At 59.7% G+C, this 16416-nt stretch carries 12 protein-coding genes; 1 reads left to right on the top strand and 11 read right to left on the bottom strand.

Annotated features, from left to right (window positions below; translation table 11 throughout):
• Positions 1–55: 55 nt before the first annotated feature.
• From M5C56_RS07050 to M5C56_RS07035, 4 genes are all read right to left on the bottom strand, one after another.
• On the bottom strand, positions 56–349 hold the full coding sequence (locus tag M5C56_RS07050; RefSeq protein WP_103499394.1) for a hypothetical protein: 294 nt from the start codon (positions 347–349) through the stop codon (positions 56–58).
• Positions 346–615, bottom strand: a complete 270-nt coding sequence (locus M5C56_RS07045) for a hypothetical protein (RefSeq protein WP_103499393.1) — start codon at positions 613–615, stop codon at positions 346–348. The genes M5C56_RS07050 and M5C56_RS07045 overlap by 4 nt, the downstream gene beginning before the upstream one ends.
• Complete coding sequence (locus tag M5C56_RS07040) at positions 612–5054, bottom strand: RHS repeat-associated core domain-containing protein (protein WP_247263080.1); 4443 nt, start codon at positions 5052–5054, stop codon at positions 612–614. The genes M5C56_RS07045 and M5C56_RS07040 overlap by 4 nt, the downstream gene beginning before the upstream one ends.
• 262 nt (positions 5055–5316) lie before the next feature.
• Complete coding sequence (locus M5C56_RS07035) at positions 5317–5655, bottom strand: hypothetical protein (protein WP_247263079.1); 339 nt, start codon at positions 5653–5655, stop codon at positions 5317–5319.
• Between the two features lie 173 nt (positions 5656–5828).
• Here M5C56_RS07035 and M5C56_RS07030 point away from each other — a divergent pair, with 173 nt between their 5' ends.
• Positions 5829–6296: a helix-turn-helix domain-containing protein gene (locus tag M5C56_RS07030; protein ID WP_103499391.1), complete on the top strand. Its 468-nt coding sequence runs from the start codon at positions 5829–5831 to the stop codon at positions 6294–6296.
• Positions 6297–6490: 194 nt separating this feature from the next.
• On the opposite strand, the gene M5C56_RS07025 is transcribed toward M5C56_RS07030, so the two are convergent.
• From M5C56_RS07025 to M5C56_RS06995, 7 genes are all read right to left on the bottom strand, one after another.
• Complete coding sequence (locus tag M5C56_RS07025) at positions 6491–6823, bottom strand: hypothetical protein (protein ID WP_348648023.1); 333 nt, start codon at positions 6821–6823, stop codon at positions 6491–6493.
• Between the two features lie 337 nt (positions 6824–7160).
• A complete protein-coding gene (locus tag M5C56_RS07020) occupies positions 7161–8309 on the bottom strand; it encodes an ankyrin repeat domain-containing protein (RefSeq protein ID WP_103499390.1) in 1149 nt (382 codons plus the stop codon).
• Between the two features lie 170 nt (positions 8310–8479).
• On the bottom strand, positions 8480–8827 hold the full coding sequence (locus tag M5C56_RS07015; protein ID WP_247263077.1) for a hypothetical protein: 348 nt from the start codon (positions 8825–8827) through the stop codon (positions 8480–8482).
• A gap of 69 nt (positions 8828–8896) precedes the next feature.
• Complete coding sequence (locus tag M5C56_RS07010) at positions 8897–9532, bottom strand: hypothetical protein (RefSeq protein ID WP_103499389.1); 636 nt, start codon at positions 9530–9532, stop codon at positions 8897–8899.
• Complete coding sequence (locus M5C56_RS07005; protein WP_103499388.1) at positions 9529–13947, bottom strand: RHS repeat-associated core domain-containing protein; 4419 nt, start codon at positions 13945–13947, stop codon at positions 9529–9531. Before M5C56_RS07005 ends, M5C56_RS07010 begins: the two co-directional genes overlap by 4 nt.
• A 12-nt stretch (positions 13948–13959) precedes the next feature.
• Complete coding sequence (locus tag M5C56_RS07000; RefSeq protein WP_100939801.1) at positions 13960–14394, bottom strand: DcrB-related protein; 435 nt, start codon at positions 14392–14394, stop codon at positions 13960–13962.
• Positions 14395–14409: 15 nt separating this feature from the next.
• Positions 14410–16341 (bottom strand): type VI secretion system tip protein VgrG, encoded by a 1932-nt coding sequence (locus M5C56_RS06995; protein ID WP_103499387.1) that lies wholly within the window; start codon positions 16339–16341, stop codon positions 14410–14412.
• Positions 16342–16416 lie beyond the last annotated feature (75 nt).

Below are 16416 nucleotides of genomic sequence, written 5' to 3'. Positions count from 1 at the left end.
TGCCCAGCCTTTGTGTGCTGGCTTGTCGGGATGTCGCATCGCGGCGATGGCGGTTTCAGGGTTTCGGCAGGGCTGCCAGGCAAGCGGCGGCCGCATCGACCACCCCTTCCAACTGACTCTCCTCGGTGTAGGAGAAGTTGCCGTATTGGGCCATGGCCCGGCAGGTCGAGAGCTGTTCCAGGGCTTCGCGAACATCGCCGGCGGCTCTGAGTTCAGCCGCCTTGTCGATGAAAAACTGAGCGGACTCGTTGCGGCTTTTCTGCAATTGCGCGATCAGCGTGCCTAGGGCGGTGGACAACTGTCGTACCTGGTCGTCGAGGTCATCCTCCTCGTAGAGGGCGACCATCATGGGCGTTTCTGGCGCATGAGCAGTTTTTCGAAGTGAGTAATGAGATCGGTCCATTGTGGATAGGTCATGCCGTCGATGAAAAAGTCTCCCAGCCATTTGGGATGACAACGCATTGTCAGGTTCTTGATCGCTTCGTTGCGCTGACTGTCGTTGCTAGCCGGGTCCAGCACGATGTCTACCAGTGCCTGGATCTCATCGGCTTCGTCTTCATAACCCGAGCGTCTCAGCAGGTCGCAGAGGGTGTCGTTGCATTCTTTGAGGTTCATAGTCGTTCCGTTGCTCCTGAATATCGTCCGCCGGCCGTAACGACTTGCCATCCGCCGCCGACCTTGTCCGCGCCCCATTGTGGTTGGGGAGCCACCCGGCCTTCCAGCAGGACCTGGTCGCGGGTCAGGGCGACCTGGCCTTCGTGTACCGCGCTGTTGCTGTTGGGCAGTGCCAGGTTCGCGCGTCTGTCCGCTGCGGTCGCGCCCGCCGAGCCACGGGTGACGTAGATTTGCGAAGCAGTGCCGGGTTTGTGCTCGGTGATGGTGAACACATCACCTTTCTTTCCTCGAGTGGCGTAGATCTGCCCCTGGAAGCTGTCGACGGTTTCACGCTGGATTTTTTGGTTCAGCCCCCGGCTTTTCAACAGCTTGCGCGCGGAGTTACGGGTAATCGGCACTTTGCCCGAAGGACCACAGCTTAGTCCAAGGGGGTCGACCCAGGTCAGTGGGTTCGGCGCATAGGCATACAGGTTGAGGCCACCGGCCAGGCCGATCGGGTCGGGGGTGGTAAAGCGCCCGATATCCGGGTCGTAGAAGCGGAAGGTGTTGTAGTGCAAGCCGGTTTCGCGGTCCAGGTACTGTCCCTGGAAGCGCAGGTTCTGCTCCTCCAGGTAATGAGGCTCGCGTGTTTCGCTGACGGTATTGCCCCAGATCCGGTAGCGCGCCCGCCAGACCACATGGCCGTCGCTTTCCGTCAGTTGTTCGGGCAAGCCGCTCTGGTCGTTGTGGTAATAGCGGATTTTCTGCAAGGCGCCGCTGCCGTCGACCCGGGCCAGCGGCTCGTGGCCATCGTCCGCGTAGAGGTAGAGGCTGCTCAGGCCGTGTCGGTGTTCCTGCAGCAGGCGCAGACCATCCCAGGTGAATCGGGTCTCGCCCAGGGGGTAACCGTGGCTGTCGTGCTCGCTCTTGGCGATACGCCGGCCCAGCGGATCGTAGCTCATGCGCACCACGGTTTCCCGCGCACCGTCCTGGTTGCGCACCTCGATCAGACGGTGCTCAGCATCGTAGGCGAAGCGCTGGACCCGATGGCTGCCGCTACGCTTCTCGATCATCCGGCCGAAGGCGTCGTAGCGATAGCGCTTGTCCTGGTAGGTCAGCAGCTTGTTGTGCAGCACCCGGCCGCCTGTGGGGCCGTCCAGCAGATTGGCGGCGGCGTCGTAGGCGAAGGTCTCGCTCTGGCCCTGGACGCTGTCCTGGCTGGCGACGATGCGACCGCTGGCGTCGTGGTGCATCAACTGTCGATGGGTGCCGCCATGTTGCTGGTCGAGGCGGCCGACCAGGTGATCGGCGGGATCGTAGTCGAAATGTTGCTGCGCCGGCGCGGGCAACGCCGAAGGTTGGCTGATCGGGCGGCGCAGGCGCGAACGCAGACGTCCGGCGCGATCGTATTCGCTGCGGGTATCGAGTTGACCTTGGGTGCGCAGCACCTCGCGGTGCAGGCGGTCACGCTCGAAGTCGCTGATGACCCGACCGTCCAGATTGATCTGGTGCAGATGACCACTGCCGTAATACAGCCGATTGAGCCAGCGACCATCCGGCAACTGCGTCTGGATCAGATTGCCCAATTCGTCGTAGTGATGCTGGAGGCTGCCCGCCGTGCTTTGTTCTTCCAGCAACTGGCCAAGGGCGTCGTAGGCGAAGCCCAGGCTCTGTGCCTGGCCGTCATTGTCGGTAAAGGTGACCGCCGTCAGTTGATCCAGCGCGTCGTAGCTGTATTCGGTGCGGCCGTCGTCGGTGATTTTCGCTGTCAGGCGTCCGGCAGCGTCGCGTTCGAGGTGATGGACAATCGGTGCGACCGGCGTTGCGGGGACTACCGCCAGGCCGCTGCCATGGGGCGCGGGCAGGGTATCGACGCGAGTGACATCGTTCCGGGCGTTGTAGGTGTAACGGCGGGCGCTACCGTCCAGGTCCTGCTGTTCCACCAGGCGGTCGCTGGCATCCCAGGCGAAGCGATAGCTTTCGCCGTTCTCATTGCTCAGCGCCTGCAAGCGTCCATAGGCGTCGTAGCTGAACTGCACCTGCCGACCGCTGGCATCGATGCGCTGGCGCACCTGGCCGCGACGGTCGTAGTGGTAGGCGATGGTCTGTCCGGCGGGGTCGGTGTAGCCGATCAACTGGCCGTCGGCATTGCGCTGGTACTGGTGCGTGCGGCCGTCCGGCAAGTGGCTGTTCAGCAAGCGGCCCTGGGGGTCGTAGTCGTACTGGGTGCGTTCGCCCAGGGCATCGGTGATCGTGCGCAGCAGACCGCGCTCGTCGTAACCCAGGCGTGTCGGGTAGCCGGAGCAGTCGATATGTTCGAGCAGTTGACCGAGGGGGCTCCAGCGCAGGGTTTTGCTTTTGCCGCTGGCGTCGATGATCTCGACGGTCTGGCCCTGGGCGTCGACGCGATAGCGGGTAACGTGACCCAGTGGATTGGTTTCCTGGATGCAGTTGCCACGGTTGTCGTAGCGGAACTGCCAGCTGTTACCCGCCGCGTCGGTTTCCACCAGCGGCAAGGCCCAGTGCTCCAGCCAAAGGGTCGATTCGCTGCGGCCCAGTGGGTCCTGGGTGGTGCACAGGTTGCCAGCTTCGTCGTAGCTGAATTGGTATTGGCCGCCCTGGGGATCGATGGCGCCGAGCAACTGGCGTTCGTCACTCCACTGGAACTGCCAGGTCTGGCCGAGGTTGTCGGTGTATTCGGTGATCTGGTGTTGCGGGTTCCAGCGCCGGGTGCTGGTGCGCTTGAGGTTGTCGGTGACGCGGGTGGTCCCGGCGTCCAGGTCGTAGTCGAAGGCATATTCATCGCCTTCGTCGGTCCAGTGACGTACCACCCGCCATTCGCGGCCGTCGATCTGTGCCCATTGGTAGAAGCAGCGCAGGCCGACGGACAGTTGGTGCTCCACCAGCCGCTGGCCGTCATCGTAGGCGAAGCGCCGTTGCGCATGGCCGGTGGCATCCAGTACTTGCGCCAGGTCGCCGCGCAGGTCGTAGGTGTAACTGACCAGAAGCTCGTTCGAATGATCCGGGTACAGGCGCTCGATCCGGCTGACCCGGTTCGGCCATGTGTCGCTGTAGATCAGTTGGGCCTGGACGAGATCGAAGGTGTCGCGTAGACGCAACAGTCGCCCTGACTCGTCGTAGTCGAGATAGAGGCGGTTGTCGTTGCGGTCGCCCAGTTGAGTCAGGCGCAAGTGAGCGGGCTCGCCGGGCTGGGCTTCGAAGAGACGATAGAGACCGTCGTCGCTTTCGATCAATAATTGACCATTGCCATGCCGGCGGACGCTCAAGCCTTCACCGGCACTGAACACCGCGCTGCCCAGGGGGATCGAGCCCATGTCGATACGCCGGGCCTGTTCGTCGGTGTAGATCAGCCGTTCGCCGCCCTCGGGGTGTGCTTCGACCTGCACGCTGACTTCATAAGGCACGCTCCAACCTGCGCCGAACAGGCCGTTGCGACGCTCGTCGCGGCTGTTGTAGAAGCGTTGCCAGTCGAGGCGTAGCAGCCCCGGCAGGGCGAAATCCAGGTCGTCCAGGCCACCCAGTACCTTGGCGCCGGTGGCGGCGTGCACCGGGTTCGGCGAACCGGCGATGGCGTTGGTCAGCGCGCCGATGGCCTGGCTGGTGACAAAGGAATTGACCCCGGCCAACAGCATGCACGGCAGGTTGCTGAGAAATTTGCCCTTGCTGCCCTTGAGCATCATCAGCGCGGTGATGGCCAGGCCGACGCCCGGAGTCTTGCCGCTACGGATCTCACGCACCACCACCGAACCGCCGCCGATGGTGACGTTGGGTGAGATCAAGCCGGACGAAACGACGGTAGCGTCACAGGTACTGCGGTCGCCACTGCGCACGGCGGGCTGACCGTTGATGCTGACCTTTTCCGACCCTTCGGCGAGAAACTGCGACGGCATCGGCGGATGCTTCATGCAGGTCACCAGATCCAGCGGCTTGGGCACGGCGCCGGGAGCGGGCGTTGCCACCGTGGGTCGCCACATCTGGGCAAAGAAGCCCTTGGCGATATCCAGGTAGCTGGCTTCCGGGGCCGGCTCATCGCTGTCTGGCGTGCCGGCCGCTTCGACGTGGGACGGCACCGCACCGGCGGCGCGGGCGGCGGGAATCGAGTTGATCAGGGTATTGGTCGAGCCGGTGAGGATGGTGGCCTGCACCGTGGGCGGAAAGAGGCTGTTGCCGATGCCCTCGCACATCTTGCTCAGGCCCTTGTCGGCGCCGGTCTTGCTCATCGCCACGCCGACAATGACCCCGACCACGGCGCCCAGCACACAGGCCCCGAGGCCGCCGGTGGCGACGGTGATCCCGGTGGCGGCAACCACGGCTGCGGTGGCCAGTGCGCCGATGGCGACGTTGGCCGCGACCTCGAGCACGCCGCCGAGAATATCGGCCATCATCGAGGTATGGGACAACGCGTCGCCCAGGCGGGCAGCCCAGAGCGGGTCAGACATGAAAGGTCATCAAGACAGGTGGTCCATCATCAGGTCAAGAGCGGTGCGGAGTATGAATGATCTGATGTTGGTGGGAAATTATTCCTACTGCGATTGCGGGGGTGGATCACAGTTGTCGAGCAAATAGCGGGCGCACGCCTCCAAGAACATCGCGCCCCTTGTAGGAGCAGGGCTTGCCCGCGAAGAGGCCAGCAAGCCTTGCATCGTCTGTCCGACCGCCATCGCCAGCAAGCCGGCCGCTACAGGGGGGCCTGTATTTATTTCAGCCCGCGTTCACCTGAAGCAGCTGCAACGGAGCGTGCCTCTCGCCGGCCTCGATGAGCAGCCCATCGACCTTCTTCAGCGCCGTCAACAAGCTCCCCACGCTGCGGGCATTGAGCCGCACGCCATCGGTGAAGGCCTTGTTGATCGAGACCATGACACTGGAAACGCTCTCGTCCGCCTGCGCCTCCAGCAAGTTGTCCCGCAGGTGAGTGATCAGCTCCTTGAAATGTGGATCGTCCAGGGAAAGGGGGGCTTCCAGATCGTGCTTCTTCAGGGTGCTGATCAGCAACCCCAAGGCCACGCTGGCCCGCATCAACGCTCTTTCTCGTGCATCCATTCGCTGTCTCCTGTGTCGAGGTCCGGCTCTAGTGACGACTCAAGGATAGACCACGCTGGGGATGGTGCTTTTGACGGGGCGGGTGAGCGACGACTGGTCTGGGTAGTAGCACTCTGCACCAGAGCGTTTCATTGTTTTTCCGTTGGGGCCGCGCGGGGTTTCGATCATTTAGGATGATGGTTTGGATATTTGAAAAATATCTGATTCTCGTAGAGGGTATTTCCGCCATGTTTGAAAAGCTGAACGATCAGGTAGCAAGCTCTGCTCGGTTGTTATCCGCATGCCGTGAGAAAATCAAGGATGACAGCGATCTTAAAGATCGAATGGCGTTGATTGATGAGTTTTACTCACATGCGGACAGTGAAGATCATGCGGCTGCGCGCTTTGCGGAGTTGGTGGTTGATCGTGTGTATGAATATGAGACCGAAACGGTTCTGGTCCCTTATTCTTCTCAGTCGCAAGCGTTGGCATTTCTGATGGATGAAAGAGGGATTAAGCAAAAGGATCTTTCTGCCATTGCGACTCAAAGTGCGATTTCTGAGATTTTGAACGATAAAAGAAAAATGACTGTTGCTCAGGTGAAGAAATTTTCCGAGTTTTTTAAAGTCCCTGCTGAATTTTTTATGCAGGGTGTTGTTTAGTTTGAGCGAGGTGTTATCCCGATAACGCGCTGAGAAATGACAGGCTGATTGTTACCGGGATTTTCAGAGGATGCGGATAAGGCTCTGCTTACCGCCTGGGAAATTTATGAAGGCGACGCAGGATTAGGTGAGGACGAACCTTCCAGCAACGCATCCACCACCGCCCGAGCGACTTCCACCGAATGCAGCATGCCCTAGAACAGCGCCCGTTCGACGGGGTTGGTATGCAGGCTGATTTCGCCGCCATTGAGTTCAGCCGTTTCGAGCAGTCGCGACACGTAGGTCAGCGCATCCTGGGCGTTGATGCTTGGTTGGATGGAAAACAGCGTGGGCTTGCAGGGATCTTCGGGGATGACGGGTTTGGAGGAAGTGAAGGCGAGGGTACTGAGCAATCCTGGCGTGTTTGCCGGATCCAACTCAGCCTTGCCGGAAGGGACGTCAGAGGTTTTACGTAGATATACCGCCTTTTCGACCGCGCTAGGTGCTTTGCGAGTGAGAGGCAGATTGGGGGTAATGTTATTTGTCATTGTTAGGCTCCTTAAGCAGCCGCTTTCGCGACGCAGTGTGCCTATTCACAATCGGGCTGCGAACCCCGTATCGCTGAGTTTTCAGCGACAGGAAAACTGTAGCTTATTACTGGCGGTGCGGGCGATATCCCTCATGCGCCGAAGTGCGTGGGAAATATGAGGTTTTTTGGTGGGATGCTTCATTTGCTAGCAACGGGTGGGAGAGCATGGTGTCGGATTGGTAAATTTGTGGGTTTTCAGAAATAAGTACGCGACGGAGTTCAACGGCTAGACTGCATAAAAACGCAATATCTTTCAGAGTCTCGGTCGCATACTGATCTTATAGTTACTAAAAATATCAATCAGTAATGGTGGCTGGAATGGCTAGCTTAGCCCAGCTTGCTGCGCGCCTGCTGTCTGCCAATGCGGCGAGCGCAGCTTCATCAGGTGCCCCTTTTTTGGTGAATTTCAACGGCGCCAGCACGTACAGCATGACTTTGTCCTCATCGGGTATTGGTTCGTTCGAGGAGTCTTTGTTCCAAACTTTATCAACAGTGACCAATGCATCAATCTCTGCTGGCCACCCTAGGTCCGAATAGGCGGGGTCGGTTCGCCGAATGAGCTGCCCTTCTTTCAATGAGCCGTTTTCAAGCGTTTCATTTGCCAGTCGAGACAACATTTGAGTAGGAAATGCCCACGTGCTGTCGGTGTTGAAGCCAGAGCGGGTCAACGGCCAATCCCCGGGCAAACAGAAAAAAAGCTCTGTCCTGGGGGACTGGTTGAACAGTCCGACAGTAAACAACAGCTTGAATTTATTTTTTCCGTCGATGCAGCTGATACGCAGATCAACGTTTTTTATAGCCGTTACGGGGCTTACTTGAGCGGGCAGAACCCAGCCGGCGGTGTTGTGAACAAAACTGACAATGGCGCCACCATATTCGCTCTCAGGCTCGCGGATAACGTCCATCACGCTCACGGCGCCGTTATCTTTCAGGATCGATGCAATGTCTGGAAGATCCCAGCTATTGGCGATGTCCAGAGGCGTGGTGTTGAGCCTGCCGTGGAGCCGGTTGGTAGCGGCACCGCGCTTAACCAGAAACTCGACCACTGCCTGATGCCCGGAAACAATAGCCTCTATGAGGGGTGTTGTGACACTTGTCGGCCAACCGTCGATTCTCGCTCCCTCGTCGAGCAGCCATTTGCATGCTTCCAAATGGCCGTTACGCGCCGCACCGGATAGCGGTGTGGTATCGCCTGAGCTGGTAGCAGGGGTATCCAGGGCGATACCCATGGTGACCAATAACTCACAGATGTCTATGTGGCCGCTTTCTGCCGCCAAATGCAGCAGGGTTTCGTGTCCCGGTAGCCCATACAAAGGGAGACCAAGCAGGTCTGGATGCTTTTCCAGTGTCGCTTTGACCGCAGATGTTTTGCCTGCCTCTATGGCGGCATGCAGCTTGGAGATGACCGCTATATTGTTTTCATAAATCTTTTCCGAGTCATCCATTTAGAATGTCCCTCCCGTCATTTGCATGCCCATTCTTTTCAGTGCGCTCTCAATGCTTGCGGTTCCGCCGCTGTCAGCCTTCTGAAGAATCTCGAAAACTTTTTTCGCACTCGCAACAGAGTGGTTGCCCCCACCATTCTGTGCCCATGTGAAGTTTCTCGGGTCATCGTTCAACCCGATTTTATGTCTTGCGATACGGGTGTTCTGATAATTCCACCGATCTCGTCCCCAAATTTCCTATCACGCTCTGATAGTGAGTTTTTGGAAAGAAATGATGAGTTCAGCAGTTGACTGGGGTAGGTCGGGGATTGGCTGATGCAAAAGTCCATGGCGTCACATTTGAAAATCTTCATACCGGCATAATAGTCGTCGGCTTTCGACAAGTGCTGGACGTAAATTTCGCCATGTTTTTCTTTGGCAATAAGTAGGCTTAGCCTGTTTTTGCTAGCTTTCAGATCAAAGCATGAAGAAGTAATACTTTTTAATTCTAATGATAACTTTTTTCTAATTCTTTTCACGCTTCTATGCTCATGGTGTTAACTTTTAACTTGGTAGATTGAAAACTGCATTATATTGGGCCCTTTTCCTTACTCCGGGTAGATCTTGATTTTTTTGCTGTCGACTAGCTCATAAATTGTTGGGTGTTTATCATGGTCGACGACTTCGTATTCCCTTTGTATGTAAATGTCTGTCCAGATTTTTTGGGTGATGGATCGTATTTCCTCATGAAGCAAGCCATACGTAGTTTCTATATACTGACCCTGTGTATAAAGGGAGTGGCGAGATACCACGTGCTCGTCAGCGAGGCTTGTGAGTGTGACGCAAATCAGGTCGGCCTCACGACTACCGTCTAACTCACTATCAAAGGAATATTCGATAATTTGCTCATCTTTATGTAGGAAAAACGATCTATAAACTATCCATCGTCCTTTCTTAGGTAGATACTTGGCGTATTTTAGCTCGCAGATAATTTTCCCGTTACTATCTAGGAAGTAGCATTGTCGGTTGTCGCCGGGCTCTGATGGCTTTTTTAAAAAACGGCCCGGCTTACTTCCTTGCAACTCACAAGCGTACGGTCCTGTCGAGTAGGCAGACATAACACCCATTCCCCAGACGGTTGTTTGAGTAGTATTTTCTACCCAGTCGAGGAACTCGGGATATTTATGCCTATTGTCGGCCAGTAACTGGGTTAGGTAATCTTTCAATTTTTTAGCCTCACTCATCTTATGCGCGGAAAGGTTTTCCCGCCGTTCAGCTCCATATTGAGCTTGCTTAACCCAGCTTCAAAATCGGCCTTTGTTTTGGCGCCTTTGAGTGTTTCCCAGACGTGTTGCTTATACGCTTTACCATGCACACCTTCGCCGCCATGGGCTGTTGCTTTGGTGCCTGGTAGGCGCGACTGCGAATTTTTGGGGAGCCACACGCCATTTTTGGGGCTATTGATATCAATACCGAAATTATCCATGCGGCGTCTGAGCCAGCGCATCCGCACATCCTTCGTATTGGACATCACCACGTGGTGAGCACGGTAATTGGAGTTAGGGGCGGGCCCCAGATTGTTTCCGAGCTTTTTCGCATCGGAAGAACAGCTTAAGCCTAGTGGATCAATCCAGCTGAACGGTTCGGATGCGTACTGGTACAGGTTGATTCCGCCAGCGAGTCCTATCGGGTCCGGCGTCGTAAACCGCCCCACATCCGGATCATAAAACCTGAACGTGTTGTAGTGCAGCCCGGTCTCGCGGTCCAGGTACTGACCCTGGAACCGCAGGTTCTGTTCCTCGATGTAATACGGCTCGCGTATCTCCTCAAGGGTGTTGCCCCAGACCCGATACCGGGCCTGCCATACCGTGGCGCCGTCGGCCTCTGTCAGTTGCTCGGGCAATCCGCTCAGGTCGTTGTGGTAGTAACGGACCTTCTGCAATGCGCCATTGCCATCGACCCGGGCCAGCGGTTCATAGCCGTTATCGGCATACAGATACAGGCTGGTCTGGCTATTGCGATGTTCCTGCAACAAGCGCAGGCCATCCCAGGTAAAGTGCGTTTCGCCCAGCGGATAGCCGTTGTTGTCGTGCTCGGTCTTGCCGATACGCCGCCCCAGCGGATCGTAGGTCATACGCACAACGGTTTCCCGCGCACCGTCCTGGTTGCGCACCTCGATCAGCCGGTGCTCGGCGTCATAAGCAAAGCGCTGCACCCGATGACTACCGCTGCGCTTCTCGATCATCCGCCCAAACCCATCGTAGCGATAACGCTTGTCCTGATAGGTCAGCAGCTTGTTGTGCACCACCAGCCCGGCACTGGCGGACGGGCCGTCCAGCAGGTTGGCGGCGGCGTCGTAGGCGAAGGTTTCGCTTTGGCCCTGCACGCTGTCCTGGCTGGCGATGATCCGGCCCGTCGCGTCGTAATGCAGCAACTGGCGTTGGTCGCCCCGTGGCTGGCGGTCGAGGCGGCCGATCAGATTATCGCTGGGGTCGTAGTCGAAATGCTTCTGCGCTGGCGCCGGCAATGCTGATGGCTGGTTGGAAGGGCGGCGCAAGCGTGAACGCAGGCGCCCAACACGGTCGTACTCACTGCGGGTGCTGAGCTGGCCCTGGGTACGCAACACCTCGCGGTGCAGACGGTCACGCTCGAAATCGCTGATAACCCGGCCGTCCAGATTGATCTGGTGCAGATGCCCGCTGCCGTAATACAGCCGGTTGAGCCAACGCCCATCCGGCAGCTGCGTCTGGATCAGATTGCTCAGCTCATCGTAGTGATGCCGCAAGCTACCCGCCGCGCCCTGTTCTTCCAGCAACTGGCCCAGGACGTCATAGGCAAAGCCGAGCTTTTGTTCATTACCGTCGTTGTCGGTAAAGGTGATGGCGGTGAGTTGGTCCTGCGGGTTGTAGGCGTACTCGGTACGCCCATCGTCGGTGACCTTGGCGATCAGCCGCCCCACCGCATCACGTTCCAACTGATGAACGATGGGCGCCACAGGCTGCGTCGGTACCAGCGCCAGTCCAGTGCCAAACGCTGCCGGAACGTATTCCACACGAATCGCGTTATCCAGCACGTCATAGGCATAACAGCGAGCGCTGCCGTCGAGATCGCGTTGTTCGGTCAGGCGGTCGCCGGCATCCCAGGCAAAGCGATAGCTCTCGCCATTTTCGTTGGTCAGCGCCTGCAAACGCCCATAGGTGTCATAGCTGAACTGCACCTGCCGGCCATGGGCGTCGATGCGTTGGCGCACCTGGCCGCGTCGGTCGTATTGATAACCCGTGCTGTGCCCGGCCGGATCGACATAGCCGGTAAGTTGGCCGCTACTGTCGCGCAGGTACTGTTCGACACGACCATCCGGCAACTGGCTCTGCAACAGATGACCCTGGGCATCGTGCTGGTAGGTCACGCGTTCGCCGAGGGCATCGGTGACTGTTTGCAGGTGACCACGCCGATCGTAACTGAAGGTGGTCGGGGTTCCCGAGCAGTCCACATGGCGAATCAACTGCCCGAGGTCGTTCCACTGCAAGGTTTTGCTTTTACCCGTGGCGTCGATGATCTCGACCACCTGGCCCTGGGCATCGAAACGGTATTGGGTGATCTGCCCCAGCGGATCGGTCTCGTGGGTGCAGTTGCCGCGCGGGTCGTAGCGATATTGCCAGCTGTTGCCCGCCGCATCGGTCTCCACCAGCGGCAGCGACCAATGCTCCAGCCACAAGGTCGATTCGCTACGGCCCAATGGGTCGACGGTGGCACTGAGGTTGCCGGCTTCGTCGTAGCTGAACTGATGCTGCCCGCCCTGGGGATCGGTGGCGCCGAGCAGCTGGCGCTCGTCGTTCCACTCGAAGTGCCAGGTGTGGCCGAGGTTGTCGGTGTACTCGGTGATCTGGTGCTGCGGGTTCCAACGACGGCTACTCACACGCTTCAAGCCGTCGGTGACACGGGTGATGCCGTTGCTCAGGTCGTAGTCGAATACATAATCGTCGCCGTCATCGGTCCAGTGCCGAATCACTCTCCACTCAAGATTCTCGACTTGCGCCCACTGATAGAAACAGCGCAGCCCGGTGGGCAACTGATGCTCGACCATCCGCCGCCCGTTGTCGTAGGCAAAGCGCCGTTGCACTTGACCAAGGTTGTCGCGCACTTCGGCCAGATCGCCGTTGCTGTCGTAGTCGTAGCTGACCAGAACTTCGCGCTGTTGATCGGCGTACAGGCGTTCGATCTGGCCGACCCGCCGAGGCCATTGAGCGCTGTAGATCAGCGCCACTTGCACCAGATCGAAAGTATCGCGCAGCCGAACCAGCCGCCCCGACTCGTCGTAGTCGAGATAGATCCGGTTGTCGTTGCGGTCACCCAACTGGCTCAGGCGCAAGGTCGAAGGATCGGCCAGGGTCGGTTCGAACAGGCGATACAAACCGTCATCGCTTTCGATCAGCAGTTGTCCATTACCGTTGCGCCGCACCGCCAGTCCGTCCCCCGGACTGAACACCGCGCCGCCCAACGGGATCGAGCCCATATCGATACGTCGCGCCTGTTCATCGGTATAGATCAGCCGCTCGCCGCCTTCGGGATGCACCTCGATACGTACGCCGACTTCATAGGGCAGGCTCCAGCCTGTACCGAGCAATGTGTCGCGACGCTCATCACGACTGTTGTAGAAACGCTGCCAGTCGATGGGCAGGATGCCGGGCAGGACAAAGTCCAGCTCGTCCTCGCTGCCCAGCACCTTGGCGCCCGTCGCGGCATGCACCGGGTTCGGCGAGCCGGCGATGGCATTGGTCAGCGCACCGATGGCCTGGCTGGTGACAAAGGAGTTCACCCCGGCCAACAACATGCACGGCAGATTACTGAGGAACTTGCCCTTGCTGCCTTTGAGCATCATCAATGCGGTGATCGCCAGGCCGACGCCGGGTGTCTTGCCGCTGCGAATCTCACGCACCACTACCGAGCCGCCGCCGATGGTGACGTTGGGCGAGATCAGTCCCGACGAAACCACGGTGGCCTCGCAGGTACTGCGGTCCCCACTGCGAACGGCGGGCTGCCCGTTGATGCTGACCTTTTCCGAACCTTCGGCAAGAAACTGCGGCGGCATCGGCGGATGCTTCATGCAGGTCACCAGGTCCAGCGGTTTGGGCACCGCACCGGGTGCCGGAGTCGCCACCGTGGGCCGCCACATCTGCGAGAAAAAGCCCTTGGCCATATCGAGAAAGCCCGGTCCCTCGGCCTTTTCACCTTCGGCGGGAGCCGCTTCTTCGCTCTCGGGCGTACCCGCCGGAGCCACATGGGACGGCACCGCGCCGGCCGCACGAGCAGCGGGAATCGAGTTGATCAGGGTGTCGGTGGAACCAGTGAGAATGGTGGCCTGCACCGTGGGCGGAAAGAGCGCGTTGCCGATGCCCTCGCACATCTTGCTCAGGCCCTTGTCGGCCCCGGTCTTGCTCATCGCCACGCCGACGATCACCCCGACCACCGCACCCAGCACACAGGCTCCAAGCCCGCCAGTGGCCACCGTAATCCCGGTCGCGGCAACCACCGCTGCCGTCGCCAGCGCGCCGATGGCCACATTGGCCGCCACCTCCAGCACACCGCCGAGAATATCGGCCATCATCGAGGTATGGGACAGTCCATCGCCCAGCCGGGCGGCCCACAGTGCGTCAGACATGCACGGCTTCCGTCACACCACCCGGTCGAATTGCAGGGACTGCTTGATCGTCGCCCAATGCGCCGCTTCGGCATCCCCCAACTTGTCAGCCTTGACGTAACTCAGGGCGAGCATCTTGCGGGTGCCCGGCAACACCAGCGCGAGCTGGTACTGGAAGACCTTCTCCGCACCCTTGCTGAACTGGCTGCGCAGCTCGATGCCATCCACCGACTGATCGGCGCCCAGGCGCACGGCCTGGCCCGGTTGGTAGCGCAGTTCCTGGACCTGTTGCTCCAGGCGCTTGAGCTGGGCGTCGAAGTTGCTTTGCAGGGTTTCACCCTCGGCCAGCTGGCTGCGACTGACGATCAGCGAAGTCCCCAGCTCCGGAAACTTGAGGATATTGATCGAGGCGTCCAGCAGCTCGCTCTCGGGCAGGGCGAACTGGAATTCATTGAGGCGGTAGGTCATGGCTCGCGAATCTCGTTATTTGGGCTTGGGGAACATCGCGTTGACGCTGGCGTCGATGCTGCCTTTGACGCCTTGGCCTTCGGGCGACGCGCCGGGGCCGCCGCCGTTGTTCAGATGCAGGGTGCCGCCGGTGTTGAACTCGGCATCGCCCGAGGCATGGAAGCTGATCTGCACGCCGCTCAGGTTGATCTGTCCGCTGGCGTTCAGCTCCAGCACGCTTTCGCCGCAGACCAGGCGCAGGTTTTCGCCGACCTCGATGACATAGCTCTGGCTGATGCTGTCGGTCTTCTTGCGGCCGACCACCAGGATGTCGTCGTCCTTGACCGCGCGCAGGCGCACCGAGCCGATAGTCACCGTCTCGTCGCGCCCCACGCTCTTGTTGCGGTCGTGGCCCACCGCATGGCTCTCGTCGACCTCGACCACGATGTCCTGGTTGCGCTCGGCATGGATGTACAGCTGCTCGGCGCCTTTCTTGTCTTCCATGCGGATTTCGTTGAAGTTGGCCGGGCTGCCGCCCTTGCTCGAACGGCTTTTCATGCCGCTCTGGGTGGCGTTGGCGGGCAGGTCGTAGGGCACCGTCTGTTCGGCGTTGTAGACCCGGCCGGTGATGATCGGCCGGTCGGGGTCGCCTTCGAGGAAGCTGACGATGACTTCCTGGCCGATTCGCGGAATCTGCATCGAGCCCCAGTTCTTGCCGGCCCAGGCCTGGGACACGCGAATCCAGCAGGAGCTGTTTTCGTTGGATTGGTCGTGGCGGTCCCAGTGGAAGTGCACCTTGACCCGGCCGAACTGGTCGGTCCAGATTTCCTCGCCGGCCGGGCCCACCACCACGGCGGTCTGCGGGCCTTTGACGGTGGGCCGCGCGGTGTTCGCCAGGGGGCGGAAGCTCTGTTGCGCGTCGATGCAGCTCAGGCTGCTTTCGAACTGCGCACCGGCCCCTGTCGCGCCGGACTCCAGGTTTTCCTGGGCGATGTAGTAACGGGCGCCGACGATCAGGTACTCGCGATTCTGGTCCTGGCGGCCGAAGCCGGTGAGGCTGAACAAGTGCCCGGAGCCCAGGCCGCGGGCGTTGCCGTTGAGTTCGACCCGTTCATGCAGACTCTGGATCGCTTCGATACGGGTGCGTGCGTAGTGCTCGCCGTCCTGGCTCTGCACGTAGGTGCCGGGGTAGTCGTACAGCGGATAGTCGCCGGCGGTGTGCGGGCGCGGCATGGCCGAGCGCACGTCGATCCGTGCGCTGGGGCGCTGGAAGTCGTAGTCGTTGAGTTCCAGGGAGCCGGGCTGGACTTCCTGGGCCAGGTGCCAGCCGTTGAGGTGGTCGCGCTCGCGATGCTGGCCGTCCGGCGGGTAGTAGGGCAGCGATTCGTAGCCCGGGGCGCTGTGGTGGGCGCCGTAGGCGTCGGCCAGGACCAGCACATGGCGGTCCTTTTCATGGCGGAAGTAGTAGTAGATACCTTCCTGTTCCATCAGCCGGCTGACGAAGTCGAAGCTGCTTTCGCGGTACTGGACGCAGTATTCCCACTCGCGATAGGGCTGGCTGAGGGCGTCTTCGAAGTCTGAGAAGCCGAGGTCGCGGAACACCTGCTTGATGATCTGCGGGATGCTCTGGTGCTGGAAGATCCGGCAGTCGGAGGTGCGGGTCAGCAGCCAGAGCCAGGGGCGCAGGGTCACCGAGTAGCTGGCGAACTGGCCCTGGCTGACGTTCTGGCTGCAGCGGGCGACGATGCCGTGGAAGTGGCGCAGGCCGCCCTGGACCTGTAGCGACAGGCTCATGGGCTTGCCCAGCAACTGGTTGAGGTCCAGGGCGCCGTCGTTGGAGGTCAGGTGCAATTCGTAGTCGAACAGCCGCCCCAGCTCCTCGCCGCCGCCGAAGTCCTTGAGCAACAGGACATCCGGCCCGAGGGGGCTGTTGATCTGGGCCAGGCGGGTGGCTTGGGTGAATAGCATGGGTTATCTCTGGGTATTGTGGTGTTCGGGCAGGCCTCTTCGCGGGCAAGCCCTGCTCCTACAGTTCATCGTCGA

Source organism: Pseudomonas sp. MWU13-2862 (genome assembly GCF_023242495.1).
GTDB classification, from domain to species: domain Bacteria; phylum Pseudomonadota; class Gammaproteobacteria; order Pseudomonadales; family Pseudomonadaceae; genus Aquipseudomonas; species Aquipseudomonas gingeri_D.
This window is presented reverse-complemented; position numbering and strand designations above follow the sequence as displayed.